The sequence below is a fragment of the Acidovorax sp. FG60 genome (genome assembly GCF_057808995.1).
Map to the genome: position 1 here is coordinate 91509 of NZ_JBMDJC010000004.1, position 16628 is coordinate 108136.

The window sequence follows — 16628 nt, forward strand, 5'->3', positions numbered from 1 at the left end:
CTGGAGCGACCCGCATGCAACGCCACACCATCACGCTGGACCACCCCACCGACTGGCCTGGCTTTCGCACTGCCGCGCGCGCCCTGGTGCAAGCCAACGTGCCCCCAAAGGCTGTGGATTGGGGCTGCAAGGCCGATGCAGAGGAAGACCTGTTCGCGCCCGAGCCCGCAGCCAGCCACACCTTGCCCAGTCCGGCCCCCGATGCGCCCACGCTGCGCGTGCCCCCCGACTTTGTACACCTGTGTGAACAGCTCATCCTGCACCGCGACCCGGCCCGCTTTGCGCTGATGTACCGCCTGCTGTGGCGCTTGGCCCAGGGTGGCAGCGATGCCGAAGCCGCGCGGCACGACCCGCTGGACGCGGACCGCATGTTGGCCCACCACATGGTCCGTGCCGTGGGGCGCGACAAACACAAGATGCACGCCTTTGTGCGCTTTCGGCCTGTGGTGGAACCCGATGGCCAGACCCTGCACATGGCCTGGTTCGAGCCCGACCACTACATCACCGTGGCCAACGCAGGCTTTTTCATCCGCCGCTTCACGCAAATGCGCTGGGCCATCCTCACCCCCGACGCCAGCGTGCGCTGGGACGGCCAGCAGCTGCACACCGGCCCCGGCGCGCAGCGCAGCGACGCGCCGCCGCCCGATGCGGGCGAGGCGCTGTGGCTCACCTATTACCGCCACATCTTCAACCCCGCGCGGCTCAAGCTGGCCATGATGAAGAAGGAGATGCCCACGCGCTACTGGCACAACCTGCCCGAGGCCGCGCTCATCACCGAGCTGGCGCAGACAGCACAAGAGCGCAGCGCCAAGATGGTGGAGGCCGAGGCCACCGTGCCGCGCAGGCGCATCGCGGGGACAACGGCACCCCGTGCGCGGCCCGCTGGTGGTGCCCCACTCAGTCCAGCGCCGCCTCGCGCATCACCCGGAACTGAGGGGCCGACACCGGCGGTGTCCAGCGCCACGGCAGCACCTGCGGCCGCCACAGGGCGCGCAACACCGTGAGCCGCAGCACACGCTGTGCGCCGGGCCAGGCAGCACGCGCAGCGCGGTCCCACAGCACCTCGGCCTGCGCGGCAATGTGCAGCAAGCCGCCCTCTTCATAGTCCACCACCAGCAAGCCTGCCAGCGGGTGCAGCGCAAGGTTGCCCAGGGTGTTGAAGAACTGGTTGCCAGGGTAGTCCGGCAGGCTCAGCACCACGCCGGCCTCCGTGTGCGCCACCTGCACAAAGCCTGGCTCGCCGCCCCGGTGCGATACATCCACGCCTTCGCTGTGCCCGGCACCAGGGCGTGGCGCCGAGGCACTGGCAATGAACAGGGTGTCGGCACGCTGCACGCGCGCAATGGCGTCGGCGTCCAGTCCGGCGCCCAGCCACTGCACCGGGCCCGGAGCGGCCAGCGCAGCGCGCAGGCCTGGCTGCCGCGCCTGGATGTATTTGGGGCAGTTGCCAAAGCTCTGCACCACCTGCACGTCCAGGCCGCTATCGCCAAACGCTGCCACCCGCCCGTTCATGCGGTTGCGCCGCCGCGTGTGCGGCTCCAGCCCCAGCACGCCCACGGCCGCGCCAGGCGCCAGGTGTGTGAGCACCGGGTCCTGGGAATCCGGCGCGGTCGCGATCTGCATGCGCTGCGCATCGGGGGTGTGCACAAACCCAGGTGGGCCAGCGAGCATCGTGGCCCACGGCTGGCCTTGTTCATCCACCGCCCCCAGCAGCAAGGTGGGCAGCTTTTCAAACAGCTCACGGTGCTGGTCCGGCATGTGATCGCGCAGCACCATCGCACCCACGGCCGCCATGCGCTCGCGCACGCCCACGCGTACCTGCAAGGCCTGCTCACCGGGGTGGAATGCCTCGGGCGGCACCGGCACCACAACCGATGCAGCGGGCACGGTGGCTGTCATGCCGCCACCTGCTCGGCAGCGGGCAGCTGGTCGGCCAGCACCGGGTAGCCCGGCAAGGCCTGCATGCGCGCCACCCAGGCCGCAATGCGCGGGTAGGCATCCAGCGGCAGCCCCGCCAGGTGGGCCTGCGAGGTGTAGCTGACCATGGCCACATCGGCCAGGCTGGGTGCTGAGCCCCCTAGCAACCAGGCACGCCCCTGCAGTTCGTCCTCCATGAAGGCGAGCAGGCGCTTGCCGGTGGCCTGCGCTACCTCGTTCACGGCACGGCCCGTCAACGTCGCAAAGCGCGGCCCCCCGATGCCCGGCGCCAGAAAGCCCGCCGCCAGGCTGAGCCAGCGCTGTAACTGCGCCTGCCCCACGGCGTCTTGTGGCAGCCAGGCACTGCCGGGGGCGTAGCGCTGCACCAGGTACACCAGGATGCCGTTGCTGTCGCAGAGCACTTGGCCTGCGTCTACCAGCACGGGCACCTGGCCCAGCGGGTTGAGCGCGAGGAACTCCGCGCGCTGGTGTTCGCCGCGCAGCAGGTTCACATCGATCAGCACATAGGGCAAGCCGAGCAGGGACAGCATCAGCTCCACGCGATGGCAATGGCCCGAGATGGGCATGCGGTACAGCTGGAGCGGGGTGGTGGGGAACATGGTGAGGCCTCGTCGGTGGGTGAGTGAAAAGATGGCTCGACGATATCTATTGCAAGCTGCGATGTGAATAGCCAATCACCGCTTTTCATAATTGCGGCATCCGCAATAATGGGTCACATGGACTACCTCGACACCTTGCGCTGTTTTGTGGCCGTGGCCGATGCGGGCGGCTTTGCCGTGGCGGGCCGGCGGCTGGGCTGCTCCGCCACGGCCGTCACGCGCGCCATTGCGGCGCTGGAGGCGCGGCTGGGTGTGCTGCTGTTCCAGCGCAGTACGCGTTTGGTGCGGCTGACCGAGGCGGGCGAGCGCTTCTTGCACGACTGCCGCCCCCTCCTGAACGACCTGCACGAGGCCGAGCAGGCAGCCAGCGGTGCACAGGTCGAGGCTCAAGGGCTGCTGTCCATCACCGCACCGCAGATGTTCGGCATCCAGCACGTGGCGCCCATCGTGCAGGGCTTCTTGCAGGCCCAGCCGCGTGTGCAGGTGCGCACGCTGTTCGTCAACCGCCTGGTGCACTTGCTTGATGAAGGCATGGATGTGGCCATCCGCATCGCGCACCTGCCTGACTCCGGCCTCACTGCGGTGCAGGTGGGCGCACTGCGCCGCCTGGTGGTGGCGTCACCCGCCTACCTGGCGCAACACGGCGAGCCCCGGCACCCCGACGAGCTTGCCGCGCACCGCGCCATCGGCTTCTCATTCGATGCGCGGGCCGTGGCACCCTGGAAGTTCAAGGACGGCGCCACGGGCCAGCCGCAGTTTGCATGGATCAGCAACAGCAACGAGGTGGACATCGCCGCTGCCGAAGCAGGCCTGGGCCTCACGCGCTGCCTGGCCTACCAGGCCGCCGCCAGCCTGCGCGCGGGGCGGCTGCGCATCGTGCTGGCCGAGCACGAACTACCGCCCGTGCCCGTGCACATCGTCTACCCCGCCGGGCGGCGCGCACCGGCCAAGGTGCGCGCGTTTGTGGAGTTTGCGCGCGAGCGGCTGGCGGCAGAGCCGGTGCTGCGCGGGCGTGGGCTGGTGCGCGGCGGTGCGCAGTGACAGGCCATACTTCGAGTATTTTTGGCCTCTAGCGCTTATCTATAAAGCGCTGGTAGCTATCAATTTTGAAGTTTTTGCGAGGCAACGTTGTTCGACTGGGATGGGACCGTCGCCCGCTCTTTCACCATGACACGGAACACGCCGCCCGGAGCGGCGGCCGCATCTGGAATACTTGCGCCCTGTGGACACGAGATGTGCGAACGCGCCCGTCACTCACCCATTCAGCGGCCATCCGCTGGAACCCAGCGAACGCAATGACCCGCCGCCCGCCATCCAAGAACGAAAGAAACGAGACAGCACCATGAGCATCTTCGACCGGCTTCTGGGCAGTGTGCGCAAACCGACGGGGAAGCCCGAAGCCCCCGCCGTCCCACCAGCGGCACCCGTGGAACGCCGCCAGCGCAAACGCGTCAACGCCCGCAAGGGCACCACGGTGCTGATCATTGACGACTCGCCGACTGTTGTGGCCGTGCTGCGCAAGGCACTTCGATCTGCAGGCTATGACACCCGCGAGGCGCTCGACGCCGAGCAGGGCCTCGCCCTGATCGCAGAGGAAGCGCCCGAACTGATCTTCCTCGACATCATCCTGCCGGGCATGAACGGGTTCAACGCGCTGCGCGCGATCCGCAAGTTGCCCGCTTCGCAGCACATCCCCGTGATCATGATCAGCGGCAACGAACATGCCACCGAGCAGTTCTACGCCAACCGTATCGGCGCGGACGACTTCATGAAGAAGCCGTTCTCGCGCCACGAGATCTTTGCCCGCATCGAGGCGCTGCTCGACGAGCAGTTCGTCCCCCGGCGCAAGGTGGACGCAGCGCCAACGTCCTCGCCCACTGCGGCCGCTCCAGCCACGCCCACCGCGCCCTGACTACGCCCCCTGACATGCAGGCCGATCGCGCCGCTTTCTTAGCCGCGATCACATGAACAGCCATCCTGGGTCTCAAGCTGCAGGTGGTGCACAGACGCGCAGCGCCGTCGCCGTGGCCTGCAGGATTTCGTCCGAAAAGTCCGGATCGTCCACCGCGCGCGCCAGCACCATGGCGCCGACCATGCTCGCGTAGTCGGCCAGCGCGCGCTGGCGTTTGGCCGCCTTGGTGCGGCCGGGCATCAGCGTAGCCAGGGCGTCCACCTGTTTTTGCACCCCCTCGGTCACGGCCTGCCGCACGGCGGGGCCCTGGCGCGCGGCGTCGCTGCCCAGCGCGGCCAGCAGGCAGCCGTGGCCGGGCGCGTCGCGATGTCGGGCTGACAGATAAGCGGCTTCCACCGCTCCCAGCGGGTCTTGCCCGTTGTGTGCAGCGTCGCGCGCCAGCGCAGCCCAAGCGGTGTGCAGCTTGCCCAGCGCGCGTTCGGTGGCCTGCGCCATGAGGTCGTCCTTGGATGCAAAGTGGCCATAGAAGCCACCGTGCGTCAGCCCCGCGCTCTTCATGAGGTCGGCCACGCCAATGCCATCGAAACCTTTCTCACGGAACAGCTGCGCGGCCGTGTCCAGGATGCGCTCGCGGTTCTCTGCCATCTGTTCCTTGCTGACTTTCATCGCATTCCCCTTGTTTGCTGCGCTGTCTGAAATCACCCGCTTGACATTTTAAATGATGGTCGTCATATAATTCAAACATGATGATCATCATGTAAAACATCTTTCGCCTTTTTCTGTTTTCTTCAGGAGCCTTTCATGTCCACTGCTGCATCCCATTCATCCCGCACCTCTATGCCCTCCCTGGGCACGGCTGTTGTCACCGGCGCGTCGTCCGGCATAGGGGCGGTGTATGCCGACCGCCTGTCCCGGCGCGGCTATGACCTGGTGCTGGTGGCCCGCGACGCTGCACGCCTGACGGCACTGGCCGACCGCCTGGCACGCGAGACCGGCGTGCGCACCGAGGTGCTGCAGGCCGACCTGACCGACCCCGTCGAACGGGCCCGCGTTGAGCAGCGCCTGCAGTCGGACGACAGCATCACCTTGCTGCTCAACAACGCAGGCATGGCCGTGAGCGGTACGTTCCTCGAGTCCGACATCGATGCGGTGGAACGCATGATTGCGCTCAATGTGGTGGCGCCTACGCGGCTTGCAGCGGCCGTGGCCAAGGGGTTTGCAGCACGCAAGGCGGGCACGCTGATCAACATCGCATCGGTGCTGGCGCTGGTGCCCGAGATGTTCAGCGGCACCTATAGCGGCACCAAGGCCTATGTGCTCAACCTCTCCAAGTCACTGCAGGCCGAACTGGGCCGCCACGGCGTGCGCGTGCAGGCTGTGCTGCCGGGCGCTACACGCACGGAGATCTGGGACCGCGCGGGCACACCCATCGCCCACCTGCCGCAAGAGATGCTGATGGATGTGGACACCATGGTGGACGCAGCGCTGGCAGGCCTGGACCAGGGTGAAGAGGTGACCATCCCGTCGCTAGAAGCCGTGCATGAATGGACCGCACTGGAAGACGCCCGCCGCGCGCTGGGCCCCTTCCTGTCGCTGCGCGACCCGGCACGCCGCTACCTGGCCGCCGCTGTCGCCTAACCCGCAACCCACCGCACCAAACGTCACCCCCGAAAGGCATTGCCATGAAAGCCCTGATCACCGCCTATGCCCGCTCGCCCTTCCACTTTGCGCGCAAGGGCGCGCTGGCCGACATGCGCCCTGACACCCTGGCCGCGCAGGTGGTCACCGGCCTGCTGCAGCGCACCGGCATTGACCCCGCCACACTCGAAGACGTGATTGCCGGCTGCGCCTACCCCGAGGCGGCGCAGGGCAACAACATCGCGCGCATCGTGTCGCTGCTCGCGGGCCTGCCGCAGGAGCTGGGCGGCATGACGGTCAACCGCTTCTGCGGCTCGTCCATGTCAGCCATCCACATCGCCGCCGCGCAGATCGAGGCGGGCCTGGGCGAGGCATACCTGTGCATCGGCGTCGAGTCGATGACCATGGTGCCGCAGGGCGGCTTCAACTTCTCGCCCCACCCCGCGCTGTACGAACACAGCGACGCCTACATAAGCATGGGCGAGACGGCCGAGAACGTGGCGCAACGATACGCGGTGACGCGCGCCGACCAGGAGGCGCTGGCCGTGGCATCGCACCGCAAGGCGGCCGCCGCGCGCGATGCAGGCCGCCTGCAGGCCGAGATCGTGCCGATCACGCCGGCATCCGGCGACATGGTGGCGCAGGACGGATGCATCCGCCCTGGCACCACGCCCGAGGCCCTGGCCGCGCTGCGCCCTGCGTTCAGGGACGATGGCGTGGTCACCGCAGGCACCTCTTCGCCACTGACCGACGGCGCCGTGGCCGTGCTGGTCACCACCGAGGCGTATGCCACCCGCCACGGCCTGGCGCCCCTGGCCCGCATCCTGGCTATGGCGACTGCGGGCGTAGACCCCGCCTACATGGGCATGGGCCCGGTGCCCGCTACGCGCAAGGCACTCGCGCGCGCAGGCATTGCAGCGCAAGATCTGGATGTGGTGGAAATCAACGAAGCGTTTGGATCACAGGCCCTGGCCTGCATCCGCGAACTGGGCCTGCGCGAGGACGCGATCAACCTGGACGGTGGCGGCCTGGCCATCGGCCATCCGCTGGGCGCGACAGGTGCGCGCATCACCGGCAAGGCGGCGGCGCTGCTGCAGCGGGAGAAGGGCCGCTATGCGCTGGCAACGCAGTGCATAGGCGGCGGGCAGGGGATTGCGACGGTGCTGGGGGCCGTGTAGCAATCTGTCGTGATCAGTGCTGGTGTCCGTGCGCCCCGTGCACATGCCGGTGTGCAATTTCTTCAGCACTGGCAGCGCGCACTTCGGTGACCTTGCAGCTGAACTTCAGCGCCTGCCCGGCCAGCGGGTGGTTGCCGTCCAGGTGCACTTCGGGGCCCTTGATCTTGACGACGTTGAACAGGGCGGGCTGGCCGTCAGTGCCCATGCCCTGCAGCTGGCCGCCCACCTTCACGCCCGGGGGGAACTCGGTCTTGGGGATGGTGCGCACCATGCTTTCGTCGCGGGCGCCGAAGGCGTCTTCCACGGCCAGGTCCAGCGCGGTGGTGAAGCCGACGGCCTGGCCTTCGAGGGCGGCTTCGACCTTGGGGAAGATGTTTTCATAGCCGCCGTGCAGGTATGACAGGCTGCCCGCGTCCAGCGGCTTGCCCTGCGGTGTAGTGACCTTGTACGTGATGGTGACGGCGGTGTCTTTGGTGATGGTGGTGGCCATGGTGGTATCTGCTTGCGCTAAAAGCGTGCATTGTCCACGAGGCGCCCGGTGGCCGCCGGGCACCTCGGGGGCGGGGCGCGCCGCCCCGGCTTACGCGCCAGCCGTCGCCTCTGCCGGCCGCTCTTCTTCCGCCTGCCCCGGATACCGCGCAAACCGCCGTGCCTCGGTGCCATGCACCGGGTCCTGGTCGGGCCAAGGCCACCCGCCGAACTGGGTGCGGCGGTAGTCGTTCATGGCCTGCATGATCTCCGCCTGCGTGTTCATCACAAACGGGCCGTACTGCGCCACGGGCTCGCCAATGGGGCGGCCCTGCAGCACCAGGCATTCGACGGCGGTGGTACCGGTGTTGGTCAGGGTCCAGTCCTCGGAGGCCCGCACCTGCAGCGCGGCGTGGCGGTCCACGTCTTGCGGGCCGACGCGCAGGCTGTCGCCCACAAAGAAGTACAGCATGCGCTGCGTGGTCTCACCCTTCGCCGCAGGCAGTGTCCATTCCGCACCGGGCTCCAGGTGCAGCGTCCAGATGGCGACGTCGCCTTCGGGCTGGGAGGCCCAGGATTCGGGCGGCGGCGGCAGCGGATCGGGCGCGCCGGACAGCGCACCGGCCACCACTGTCACCGTGGTGGCGCGGCCTGCAGCGTCGTGGTGCACCAGGCGCGGGATGCGCTCGTTCCACAGCATGGTGAAGTGCGGCGCCACCATCTTGTTCTTCGCGGGCAGGTTCAACCAGATCTGGAACAGCTCCAGAGGGTTGGGCTCCGTGGCGTTGAGCAGCGGGAACATCTCGGAATGCACGATGCCCTTGCCGGCGGTGACCCACTGCACATCGCCACCGCCAAAACGCGCGGCTGCGCCCAGCGAGTCGGAATGGTCGATGAGGCCCTTGCGCACCAGCGTCACCGTCTCAAAACCCCGGTGCGGGTGGCCCGGAAAGCCCGGCACGGTGTCGCCGTGGTACATGCTCCAGCCGTCCTTGCCGCTGAAGTCGCTGCCGATCTGGCGGTCTTCAATCGGCACGGCGGGGCCGAACGCTGCGTTGCCTGCCGGGTAGGCATCGTCGTGGTGGGCGCAGAAAAGAAACGGGTCGAGCGTGGGCCACTGCGGACCGAGCAGCTGGGCGCGCACGATGGGCACCAGAGCGGTGCTTGCTGCAGCAGGTGTGGGCGACGACATACGGGGGCTCCTCATGTTGTGCACCGCCACGATCGGGCGGTATGCCTGTGGAATATGGAGCCTATGGTGCCTGAGCAGAAGTGCTGTGGGTGGAACAGTGCGATGCGGCGGGCAGGACAGTGGGGGCTTTGCACCGCGTGCTCTTACAGAACACATAGGGATGACCTGCATAACTCCCTGCGGTCTGTGATGGCACGGCCTCGGGCGGGTTGTGCAGGACATCCCTAGCCAAGTCCGGCCCTGGCGCTTGTCCACCAAGCACCGATTGCTATCAGTTTCGACGGCTGGTCAAGCCTTCACCTCCACCACCTGCTCGAAGCCGCCGAAGATCATGCGTTTGCCATCAAAGGGCATGGGAGGGTTGCCGGGTTGGGACGGGTCCATGCGCGGGTCTTCCATCATCTTCTTCATGCCCGCGTCGCGCGTGGCTTTGTCGGGCCATTCGACCCACGAAAAGGCCACCGTCTCCTCGGCCGTGGCCTGGACCGCGCGGCGGAAATCGGTGACTTTGCCGTCGGGGACGTCGTCGCCCCAACCTTCGATCACACGGATCGCGCCCAGCTCGATGAACATCGCGTCGAAATGGCGCGCGTGCTCAATGAACTTCTGCTTGTTGGCGGTGGGGACCGCGATCACGAAACCATCGATGTAGGACATAGCTTGACTCCTGTGAGGTTGACCAAGGGATGCGCCCGCCTGTGGGCGCCACGTATTCGTTCGGCGGACGCGGACCGGGGCCCGCCCCCATCACTTGCGCCGGTACGTTGCCTGCATCATCTGCGACCAGCTGCCATCCGGCTGCAGCCCGAACGATGTCAAGGTGCGTTCGTTTGCGCTCACCAGCGTGATCACATCGCGGTAGCGGGCGGTCTTGCCGTCGTCCTTGAAGCTCGGGCCTTCGGTCTCCAGGGTCAGCACCTTCTGGTCGGCATCGAGCGTGCCTTCGTACACGAACATGTGGGTCATCATCGAGCCCACCCAGGTGCCGCGAAACACGCTCTTCTCGGGGTCGTAGCCCAGCGTCATCAGCATGTGGGCTTCGCCCCCGCCGGGCATGGTGCCCGTGCCTTCGCACAGCACCCACAGGTCGCCCAGGGCGCGCACATGCTCGGAGCCGGTGGATTGCTCTTGAGCGGGCGCGCCGGACTCGCCGGGTGGAGCGTCGCAGTTGGCGTCGCTGGTCCAGTCGCCAATCAGCTGCTGCAGCCAGCGGTGCATGGCGTGGGGTTCGGCATTCATCATTTCGGTCTCCTTGGTGGTTGGGGTTTGGCAATTCAGTCAGCTTGGGGGTCGATCCCGTCAATCACGGTCTGGCGCCCCGAGCGGAAAGTAGTGGCGGTAGGGGCGGCCGCCCTCCACGGCTTGCGCAAATGAGGGTCGCGCCAGCAGTCGCGCGCGGTAGGCGCGCAGCAGGGGGTAGCTGGCAGCAATGGGGTGCGTCCAATCGGCATAGAACAGCGCGGGCGCCGCTGCGCAGTCGGCCATCGTGAAGCCGTCGCCCGCAGCCCAGGTGCGGCGGGCCCATTCGCCTTCCAGCCATGCATAGGCCTTCTCCAACTTGTCAGCGGCCCAGGCCACGCCGTCAACGCGCTTGGCGGGGTCGCCAGTCAACGCAGCGTTCACCGCGTGCTGGACGGGCGCCATCACGTGCAGGTCAAAGAACCGGTCCATGAACCGCACCTGCAACGCCGCTGCAGGGTCGGCCGGTATCAGCTGCACAGGCCCCGGGTGGGCCATCTGCAGGTGCTCGATCACGATGCTGCTCTCCACCACCGTGTGATCGCCATCCACCAGAAGCGGAAACTTTGCCAACGGCCAGCGGCGCAGCCATTCGGGCGCATGGTTGCCCGGCGCAGCGGGGTCGAGATTGCGCAATTCAAAGGGAGTCCCGTTTTCATACAGCGCAGTCAGCACCTTCTGGGTGTACGACGAGAAAGGGTGTCCATAGAGGGCGAGCATGGCCGTACCTGTGTTGGGGCTCTGGTGCGCTTCGCTCATTCGGGCGCCACCACCATCCACGGCACGCCAAAGCGGTCGGCCACCATGCCGAAGGCCTGCGAGAAGAAGGTCTTGGCCAGCGGCATCTGCACCTGGCCACCGTCGGCCAGCGCATTGAACAGGCGCTGGGCCTCCGCTTCGCTCGCGGGGCTCAGCGCCAGCGAGATGCCCTGGAAGCTGGCCTTGCCCGACCCCATGCCGTCCGATGCCATCAGCGTCGTCTCGCCCAAGGTGAATTCGGCGTGCATGACCATCTCGGGCGTGGGGCCTGGGCCGCTGCCGTCGGCGCAACCCTGTCCTGCTGCGGGCTCGGGGTTGTCCTTGTAGCGCATGAGGGTGCCGACCTTGGCGCCCAGGGCGCTGCGGTAGAAGTCCAGCGCTTCCTCGCAACGGCCTTCAAACATCAGGTAGGACTCGACTTTCATGGGGTCTCCTTGCAAACCAGGCCGTTCATCGCATGAAGGCCTGGGAGGGTCATAAAAAAGAAAGTGTCCACCTCATTGTGAACACCGTCCACAAACAATAGCAAAGATAATGGACAGTGTCCACATCCAAGTCCGCCATGCCCGTAACCAATCGCAACGCCCCCGCCGCTAGCACTGCCAAGACTGCCAGCGCAGGCCCCGCCCCGCGCGCCACCTACCGCCATGGCGACCTGCGGCGCGCGCTGCTGGACGCCGGTGTCGAGCTGGCCCGACAGGGTGGCCCCGACGCTGTGGTGCTGCGCGAGGCCACACGCCGCGCGGGGGTGGCGCCCAACGCGGCCTATCGCCACTTTGCCAACCGCGACGATTTGCTGGCCGCCGTGCGCGCCGCCGCCGTGGCCGCTGCCGCGCACTTCATGGAGGCCGAACTGGCCCAGGTACCCACCACCGGCACCCGCACCGAACAGGCCCACGCCAAGGTGCGCGCCGTGGGCGCAGGCTACATGCGGTTTGCGCATGCCGAAACGGGCTTGTTCCGCACCGCGTTCGGAGGCCGCTTCACCGTGCAGACCCATCCCGACCCGGCCATGGGCGGCGCCACGGGCCTCAATCCTTTTCAGCACCTGAGCGCCGCGCTGGATGACCTGGTCACCGCTGGCGCCCTGCCAGCCGAGCGCCGCCCCGGCGCGGAGTACCTGGCATGGTCCACCGTGCACGGTATGGCGCTGCTCAGCATTGACGGGCCACTGCGCGGCACGCCGCAGCCCCTGCTGGACGGGCTGGGGCAGCGGCTGCTGGACATGGTGGAGCGGGGGATCTAAGAGCGGCTCACAAAACTCAGCGCAGCGGCCCTGGCTAGGCGTTCCGTCGCAGGCAGTACAAGCGGTACGACAAGACGGAACAACGACGCCAGGGGAGTTTTGTGAGCCGCTCTAAACCCGCGCCGGATGGCAGGTGCAATGCCCACGTCGCCACAGGCCCGCCAAGTGCGCCCCCTGCACAGCCTGGCGCCACGCCCACTGCGCGTACACCGTCGTGCGGGTGCCAAAAAACCCGCTCAGCAACACGCTGGGGGTGTGGTTCACCACTTCATGCCACCAGCGCGCGGGCACATAGAGCACGTCCCCGGGCTCCAGGTCCACCACCCAGGCGTCGCCTGCAACAACACCTCGGTCCACCACGGCATCAGCATTCAGTGAAGCCAGGGCCGCCCAGCGGTCATGCTTGGCGGCAACGGCACCCAGCCGCTCCACCGCCCCGGGGCGCAGCAGATAAAAGCGCTTGCGCCCCACCAATTGCACGGCAAGGTTGTCGAGGTAGTCGTGGTGCAAGCCCGTTCTGGCCCCTGCGGGGCCGATCCAGGTCTGGGCATCGTGCAGTGCCCCGGGCGGAAACAGCTCCCGCGGACGCACATCGGCGCGCAGCGTGGGAAAGGCACCCAGAAGGTTGAATTCCTTGAGGTACAGCGGCGCCTCACCGGCGGTGGCGGGGCCTTGCAGGGACTGGAGATAAGCGCCCAGAGTGGAAGGCTGGAACACGGTCGCGCCCAGCTCGCGGTTGCCCTGCACCAGCCGCACGGGCAGGTCGGGGGCCAGCGCCCCCAGGCGCTCCCAGGTCCACTGCGCCACTGCGGGCCAATGGGCCGCGCGCTGGCGCAACACACAGGGCTCGCGGCGGCCGACGGCCTCGGCCACGGAAACTGCCTGCGCGCCCAACGGCTCCCACGCGCTTTCCTGGTCTGCCATCACAGCACCCTGGCCATGCAGCGTTGCATCCCCCGCAACCAGGGCAGCGGCACATGGCGCCACAGCGGCGCCAGGGACGACAACGGGATGCGCCCCCGCACCACCACCCCGTAGTCCAGCGACGCGGCATGCGGAAAGTAGTCTGGCTTGCAGGCCACGATGGTCTTGAAGCCCTTTTGCCAGTAGTAGCGCAGCTGCGGGTCTTGCGGCATGCCCCGGCGGGTGGCGTAGACGTACGACTCCACCGGGGCATGGGTCTCGCTCCTGCGCCAGCGGGCCAGGCCCGGCACGGGCGAGCCCAGGTAAATCTGGCGCCAGCCAGCCTTCAGCGCACGCGGCCAGAAGAACGCAAAGATCGCCTCCACCCCTTGCGGGCTGACGCTGCTCAGACTGATGCCAAACAGGTCACGGCTGGGCTGTGCCCCGTCCTGGCTTCCAACCTCCGCGCAATCGGCCCAGGTGCGGGCGCTTTGCAACTGTGCCGCTGAAATGGGCTTGAGGAACAGCGAGGCCAGCGCCTCGCCCGTGCGCGGGCAGAACGCCCCCATGCACAGCTGCGGGTGGGCCGCGATGCGTTGCGCCATGGCCTGCGCGCTGGCGGCCTGGTCGTCGCTCCACTTCCGGTGCTCCAGCACCAGCAGGCGGGGAATGTCGCGGGCCTTCAGCGGGCGCACTTCGATGCGGGTCTTCTCTGCGTTTCGGCCCGCGTGCGGCGCAGGCACCAGGCGGTGCAGCGGCAGCCCGTAGCCCAGCCACCCCACCGCCATGCGGGCCAGGCCCATGCCCTGCCGCAGCACAAACTCCGCCGCAGACCGGACACCACCACCCCAGGTCAACCGGCCCTGCGCGCGATCTGTCTGAAAGAAGTCCCAGGTGTGGCGCGCCACATCGCCCAGCAATATCAGGGACGCCAGCACATACAGCCCCAATCGGCGCCCATAGCCCACCTGGCCCACCTCATTGAGAAGGCGCAGCGCCACGCCATGGTGCGCCACCTCTTCTTCGCAGTGCCAGCGCCACAGGCTGGACTGGCGGCACGCGTTGTGAACCAGCCAGCCCTCGCCGCGCAGTGCCTGGCGCGAGATCAGCGCTGTCAGGTATTCCAGCGCCGCCGCCAGGGCCAGGCGCTCCTTCCAGGCCAGGGCCTGCTCCAGGCCCTGCACGGCGCGCTCGATGCGCGCCTCCAGGGCCACGGCGTTGTAGCCCTGGGCCGCCAACTGCGTGTTGTACAAGCGGTGCGCGCGCTGGTGGGCGCGCTCCTCGCGCACGAACTGGGCCACCTCTTCCTGCAAAGGTGCCCCTTCGGGCAGGCGCGTGGCAGCGTCTTCCATCGCCCGGATCACAAACTGCTCCCCCGAGGGCAGCAGCAGCGAAAACGCATTGAACAAATACGAACGAAAGGGGGTCTGGTTCCAGAACCGCTCGGACGCCCCCGACACCACCATCACTGTTTGCATCACCGCAGGCCATTGTTAAAGCCTGTCGAAGGTAGTGGGGGTACGTGTCGCGCATGTGACACCTCCAACACCACCCAACCGGCAGGGCGGCTGCAGTGGCAGGGCACGGTCTGCATTGAAGTGCCTGCTCAGTTTCAGAAGATTTTTAGGCCCTAGCGCTTATCTACATTGCGCAAACAGCTACAACTTTAATAGCAATTCCCTACAACCCAGATCACGGCAATCCATACAGGCGCGCCGTGGCCACCACCCGCTCCATGAGCGCGCGGCGCAACGCCACAGGCCGCAGCACCTCCACCTGCGGAGACAGCCGCATGAGTTGCCCACAGGCGTGTTCCACCGACTCAATGGGAATGGTCACGGCCACGCGCCCGTCCTTGCGGCGGGGCGGCGGGGCCGCAGCCACCGCGCGGGCCACGGCGCTGCTGAGCGCGCGCAGGCCCTTGAGCCCGGCCGGTGTGGCCAGCAACGCCGCCTCGCCGGTGTAGATCCCTGCTTCAAAACGCTGGATCGACTGCGCCCAATAGCTGGCCAGGTCAAACCGCGCCGGGCGGCGCACGGGTGTGGCCAGCGCCGTGGCAGCCCGGATGTTCGACACGCGGTAGGTGCGCGGTCCGCCTTCTGTCGTACCGGCAGGCCCTGCCACCAGGTACCAGACACCCGCCTTGAGCACCAGCCCCAGCGGGCTCACCGTACGCTCCACCGTGTCGGCCCAGCTCTCGTAGCGCATCGCGATCTGGTGACCGCTCCACACCGCAGCGGCCACGGTGGGCAGGTGGGGCGTGGGGTCGCTCTCGCGGTACCAGTCCACCGGGTCCAAATGCAGGCGGGTGCTCACGCGCTGGGCGTCTTCGCGCCACGAAGCGGGCAGCGACGACAAAAGCTTCAGCCGCGCGCCTTCCACATCGCCGCCCAGCCCCAGATCCTGCGCGGGTCCGGGCAGGCCGCTCAAGAACACGGCCTGCGCCTCGGAAGGCGTGAGCCCGGTGAGCGTGGTCTTCCAGCCTGGCAGCAGCGCAAAGCCACCGTTGCGCCCGCGCTCGGCATAGATGGGCACACCGGCCGCGCTGAGCTGGTCCACATCGCGGTACAGCGTGCGCACCGAGACCTCCAGTGCCTCGGCCAGCGCCTGCGCACTCATGCGGCCCTGGGTTTCGAGCAGCATTTGAAGGGAAAGCAGGCGGCTGGCGCGCATGGGCAGGCGGTTGTGCGGGGTAACTGGGGGTAATCGGGCAAAGACAAAAGATAGCGCAAATACCTGCCATGGGTTGGCAGGTATTGCGGCGCAGACTCTGATCCTGACCTTGTCTTACCCCCGCAAACCCGGAGCCCGCATGCCCACCGCCGACCTTCACCCCATCGTCGAACTGCGCCAATACACCCTGCACCCAGGGCAGCGCGACGCACTGATCGACCTCTTCGACCGCGAGTTCGTTGAAACACAGGAGGCCCATGGCATGCGCGTGCTGGGCCAGTTCCGCGACCTCGATCAGCCCGACCTGTTTGTCTGGCTGCGCGGCTTTGCCGACATGGACTCACGCCGCCGCGCGCTCGAAGCCTTCTACGGCGGCCCCGTGTGGGCGGCGCACCGCGCTGCCGCCAACGCCACCATGATCGACTCTGACAACGTGCTGCTGCTACGCCCCGCGTGGCCCGGGGCGGCGTCCACGTTGCCGCAACACGCCCGGCCCGCGCCGGGCGCCACAGGCACTGCGGCGGGTGTGCTGGACGCCACGGTGTTCTATCTGCACGAGCCCGCCACCCCGGCCTTGCTGGACTATTGCCGCCACCGCATGGCCCCCGCGCTGCAGCGCGGCGGCGCACGCCAGGTGGCGTGGTACAGCACCGAAGCCAGTCCCAACACCTTTCCCCGCCTGCCGGTGCGCACGGGCGAGCATGTGCTGCTGGGGCTGGCGCTGTTTGGCGATGCAACGGCGCTGCAGTCCTTTACCAACAGCGGCGCCTGGGCGCGGGACATAGCCCCGGGCCTTGCCCCCTGGCTGGCCCGGGCGCCCGAGACGCACCGGCTGCAGCCCACGGCGCGCTCGGCGTTGCATGCCTGATCGGAAAGGAGAAGA

At 67.7% G+C, this 16628-nt stretch carries 19 protein-coding genes; 7 read left to right on the forward strand and 12 right to left on the reverse strand.

Features of this window, described 5'->3' with window-relative positions:
* Window positions 1–14 precede the first annotated feature (14 nt).
* Complete coding sequence (locus ACODS0_RS07580) at window positions 15–1004, forward strand: TIGR03915 family putative DNA repair protein (protein WP_488833992.1); 990 nt, start codon at window positions 15–17, stop codon at window positions 1002–1004.
* Here ACODS0_RS07580 and ACODS0_RS07585 read toward each other — a convergent pair.
* Both ACODS0_RS07585 and ACODS0_RS07590 read right to left on the reverse strand, forming a co-directional pair.
* Window positions 898–1899 carry a pyridoxamine 5'-phosphate oxidase family protein gene (locus ACODS0_RS07585; RefSeq protein WP_488833994.1) on the reverse strand — a complete coding sequence of 334 codons (1002 nt, stop codon included), beginning with the start codon at window positions 1897–1899 and terminating at the stop codon, window positions 898–900. The two genes, ACODS0_RS07580 and ACODS0_RS07585, sit on opposite strands and share 107 nt — an antisense overlap.
* Window positions 1896–2537 carry a glutathione S-transferase family protein gene (locus tag ACODS0_RS07590; RefSeq protein WP_487261319.1) on the reverse strand — a complete coding sequence of 214 codons (642 nt, stop codon included), beginning with the start codon at window positions 2535–2537 and terminating at the stop codon, window positions 1896–1898. The genes ACODS0_RS07585 and ACODS0_RS07590 overlap by 4 nt, the downstream gene beginning before the upstream one ends.
* Before the next feature lie 117 nt (window positions 2538–2654).
* Between ACODS0_RS07590 and ACODS0_RS07595 the strand changes: the two genes are divergently transcribed.
* The gene (locus ACODS0_RS07595; RefSeq protein WP_488834000.1) at window positions 2655–3578 is read left to right on the forward strand and encodes a LysR family transcriptional regulator; all 924 of its coding nucleotides are present in this window, start codon (window positions 2655–2657) and stop codon (window positions 3576–3578) included.
* 301 nt (window positions 3579–3879) lie between these two features.
* The gene (locus tag ACODS0_RS07600; protein ID WP_218300909.1) at window positions 3880–4449 is read left to right on the forward strand and encodes a response regulator; all 570 of its coding nucleotides are present in this window, start codon (window positions 3880–3882) and stop codon (window positions 4447–4449) included.
* 72 nt (window positions 4450–4521) lie between these two features.
* On the opposite strand, the gene ACODS0_RS07605 is transcribed toward ACODS0_RS07600, so the two are convergent.
* Complete coding sequence (locus ACODS0_RS07605; RefSeq protein WP_488834003.1) at window positions 4522–5115, reverse strand: TetR/AcrR family transcriptional regulator; 594 nt, start codon at window positions 5113–5115, stop codon at window positions 4522–4524.
* 135 nt (window positions 5116–5250) lie between these two features.
* On the opposite strand from ACODS0_RS07605, the gene ACODS0_RS07610 reads away from it, so the two are divergent.
* Window positions 5251–6087: an SDR family NAD(P)-dependent oxidoreductase gene (locus ACODS0_RS07610; RefSeq protein ID WP_488834005.1), complete on the forward strand. Its 837-nt coding sequence runs from the start codon at window positions 5251–5253 to the stop codon at window positions 6085–6087.
* Window positions 6088–6131: 44 nt separating this feature from the next.
* Entirely contained in the window at window positions 6132–7265 is a 1134-nt protein-coding gene (locus ACODS0_RS07615) for a thiolase family protein (protein ID WP_488834007.1), read from the forward strand.
* 13 nt (window positions 7266–7278) lie between these two features.
* Here the strand turns inward: ACODS0_RS07615 and ACODS0_RS07620 are convergent, their stop codons facing one another.
* From ACODS0_RS07620 to ACODS0_RS07645, 6 genes are all read right to left on the reverse strand, one after another.
* Window positions 7279–7755 (reverse strand): FKBP-type peptidyl-prolyl cis-trans isomerase, encoded by a 477-nt coding sequence (locus tag ACODS0_RS07620; protein ID WP_488834009.1) that lies wholly within the window; start codon window positions 7753–7755, stop codon window positions 7279–7281.
* 90 nt (window positions 7756–7845) lie between these two features.
* Window positions 7846–8925: a pirin family protein gene (locus ACODS0_RS07625; RefSeq protein WP_488834011.1), complete on the reverse strand. Its 1080-nt coding sequence runs from the start codon at window positions 8923–8925 to the stop codon at window positions 7846–7848.
* A gap of 288 nt (window positions 8926–9213) precedes the next feature.
* Complete coding sequence (locus tag ACODS0_RS07630) at window positions 9214–9582, reverse strand: DUF1428 domain-containing protein (protein ID WP_055397674.1); 369 nt, start codon at window positions 9580–9582, stop codon at window positions 9214–9216.
* Window positions 9583–9672: 90 nt separating this feature from the next.
* Window positions 9673–10167, reverse strand: coding sequence for a DUF1579 domain-containing protein (locus ACODS0_RS07635; protein WP_228897238.1), 495 nt, complete (start codon window positions 10165–10167; stop codon window positions 9673–9675).
* Between the two features lie 57 nt (window positions 10168–10224).
* Window positions 10225–10884 (reverse strand): glutathione S-transferase family protein, encoded by a 660-nt coding sequence (locus ACODS0_RS07640; RefSeq protein WP_121508929.1) that lies wholly within the window; start codon window positions 10882–10884, stop codon window positions 10225–10227.
* 35 nt (window positions 10885–10919) lie between these two features.
* Window positions 10920–11348, reverse strand: coding sequence for a VOC family protein (locus ACODS0_RS07645; RefSeq protein WP_055397673.1), 429 nt, complete (start codon window positions 11346–11348; stop codon window positions 10920–10922).
* A gap of 137 nt (window positions 11349–11485) precedes the next feature.
* Between ACODS0_RS07645 and ACODS0_RS07650 the strand changes: the two genes are divergently transcribed.
* Window positions 11486–12169, forward strand: coding sequence for a TetR/AcrR family transcriptional regulator (locus tag ACODS0_RS07650; RefSeq protein WP_121421539.1), 684 nt, complete (start codon window positions 11486–11488; stop codon window positions 12167–12169).
* 111 nt (window positions 12170–12280) lie between these two features.
* Here the strand turns inward: ACODS0_RS07650 and ACODS0_RS07655 are convergent, their stop codons facing one another.
* From ACODS0_RS07655 to ACODS0_RS07665, 3 genes are all read right to left on the reverse strand, one after another.
* Complete coding sequence (locus ACODS0_RS07655) at window positions 12281–13093, reverse strand: cupin-like domain-containing protein (protein WP_488834020.1); 813 nt, start codon at window positions 13091–13093, stop codon at window positions 12281–12283.
* On the reverse strand, window positions 13093–14550 hold the full coding sequence (locus tag ACODS0_RS07660) for a metal-dependent hydrolase (RefSeq protein WP_228897234.1): 1458 nt from the start codon (window positions 14548–14550) through the stop codon (window positions 13093–13095). Before ACODS0_RS07660 ends, ACODS0_RS07655 begins: the two co-directional genes overlap by 1 nt.
* A gap of 214 nt (window positions 14551–14764) precedes the next feature.
* Window positions 14765–15745 carry a helix-turn-helix transcriptional regulator gene (locus ACODS0_RS07665; RefSeq protein ID WP_488834022.1) on the reverse strand — a complete coding sequence of 327 codons (981 nt, stop codon included), beginning with the start codon at window positions 15743–15745 and terminating at the stop codon, window positions 14765–14767.
* Window positions 15746–15884: 139 nt separating this feature from the next.
* Here ACODS0_RS07665 and ACODS0_RS07670 point away from each other — a divergent pair, with 139 nt between their 5' ends.
* Window positions 15885–16613, forward strand: a complete 729-nt coding sequence (locus ACODS0_RS07670) for an NIPSNAP family protein (protein WP_488834024.1) — start codon at window positions 15885–15887, stop codon at window positions 16611–16613.
* The last annotated feature ends 15 nt before the right edge of the window (window positions 16614–16628 follow it).

Excerpts from the sequence above, each read along its gene's own strand:
- ACODS0_RS07580 (WP_488833992.1), top strand. The coding sequence starts at position 15 with ATGCAACGCCACACCATCACGCTGGACCACCCCACCGACTGGCCTGGC.
- ACODS0_RS07585 (WP_488833994.1), bottom strand. The coding sequence starts at position 1,899 with ATGACAGCCACCGTGCCCGCTGCATCGGTTGTGGTGCCGGTGCCGCCC.
- ACODS0_RS07590 (WP_487261319.1), bottom strand. The coding sequence starts at position 2,537 with ATGTTCCCCACCACCCCGCTCCAGCTGTACCGCATGCCCATCTCGGGC.
- ACODS0_RS07595 (WP_488834000.1), top strand. The coding sequence starts at position 2,655 with ATGGACTACCTCGACACCTTGCGCTGTTTTGTGGCCGTGGCCGATGCG.
- ACODS0_RS07600 (WP_218300909.1), top strand. The coding sequence starts at position 3,880 with ATGAGCATCTTCGACCGGCTTCTGGGCAGTGTGCGCAAACCGACGGGG.
- ACODS0_RS07605 (WP_488834003.1), bottom strand. The coding sequence starts at position 5,115 with ATGAAAGTCAGCAAGGAACAGATGGCAGAGAACCGCGAGCGCATCCTG.
- ACODS0_RS07610 (WP_488834005.1), top strand. The coding sequence starts at position 5,251 with ATGTCCACTGCTGCATCCCATTCATCCCGCACCTCTATGCCCTCCCTG.
- ACODS0_RS07615 (WP_488834007.1), top strand. The coding sequence starts at position 6,132 with ATGAAAGCCCTGATCACCGCCTATGCCCGCTCGCCCTTCCACTTTGCG.
- ACODS0_RS07620 (WP_488834009.1), bottom strand. The coding sequence starts at position 7,755 with ATGGCCACCACCATCACCAAAGACACCGCCGTCACCATCACGTACAAG.
- ACODS0_RS07625 (WP_488834011.1), bottom strand. The coding sequence starts at position 8,925 with ATGTCGTCGCCCACACCTGCTGCAGCAAGCACCGCTCTGGTGCCCATC.
- ACODS0_RS07630 (WP_055397674.1), bottom strand. The coding sequence starts at position 9,582 with ATGTCCTACATCGATGGTTTCGTGATCGCGGTCCCCACCGCCAACAAG.
- ACODS0_RS07635 (WP_228897238.1), bottom strand. The coding sequence starts at position 10,167 with ATGATGAATGCCGAACCCCACGCCATGCACCGCTGGCTGCAGCAGCTG.
- ACODS0_RS07640 (WP_121508929.1), bottom strand. The coding sequence starts at position 10,884 with ATGCTCGCCCTCTATGGACACCCTTTCTCGTCGTACACCCAGAAGGTG.
- ACODS0_RS07645 (WP_055397673.1), bottom strand. The coding sequence starts at position 11,348 with ATGAAAGTCGAGTCCTACCTGATGTTTGAAGGCCGTTGCGAGGAAGCG.
- ACODS0_RS07650 (WP_121421539.1), top strand. The coding sequence starts at position 11,486 with ATGCCCGTAACCAATCGCAACGCCCCCGCCGCTAGCACTGCCAAGACT.
- ACODS0_RS07655 (WP_488834020.1), bottom strand. The coding sequence starts at position 13,093 with ATGGCAGACCAGGAAAGCGCGTGGGAGCCGTTGGGCGCGCAGGCAGTT.
- ACODS0_RS07660 (WP_228897234.1), bottom strand. The coding sequence starts at position 14,550 with ATGCAAACAGTGATGGTGGTGTCGGGGGCGTCCGAGCGGTTCTGGAAC.
- ACODS0_RS07665 (WP_488834022.1), bottom strand. The coding sequence starts at position 15,745 with ATGCGCGCCAGCCGCCTGCTTTCCCTTCAAATGCTGCTCGAAACCCAG.
- ACODS0_RS07670 (WP_488834024.1), top strand. The coding sequence starts at position 15,885 with ATGCCCACCGCCGACCTTCACCCCATCGTCGAACTGCGCCAATACACC.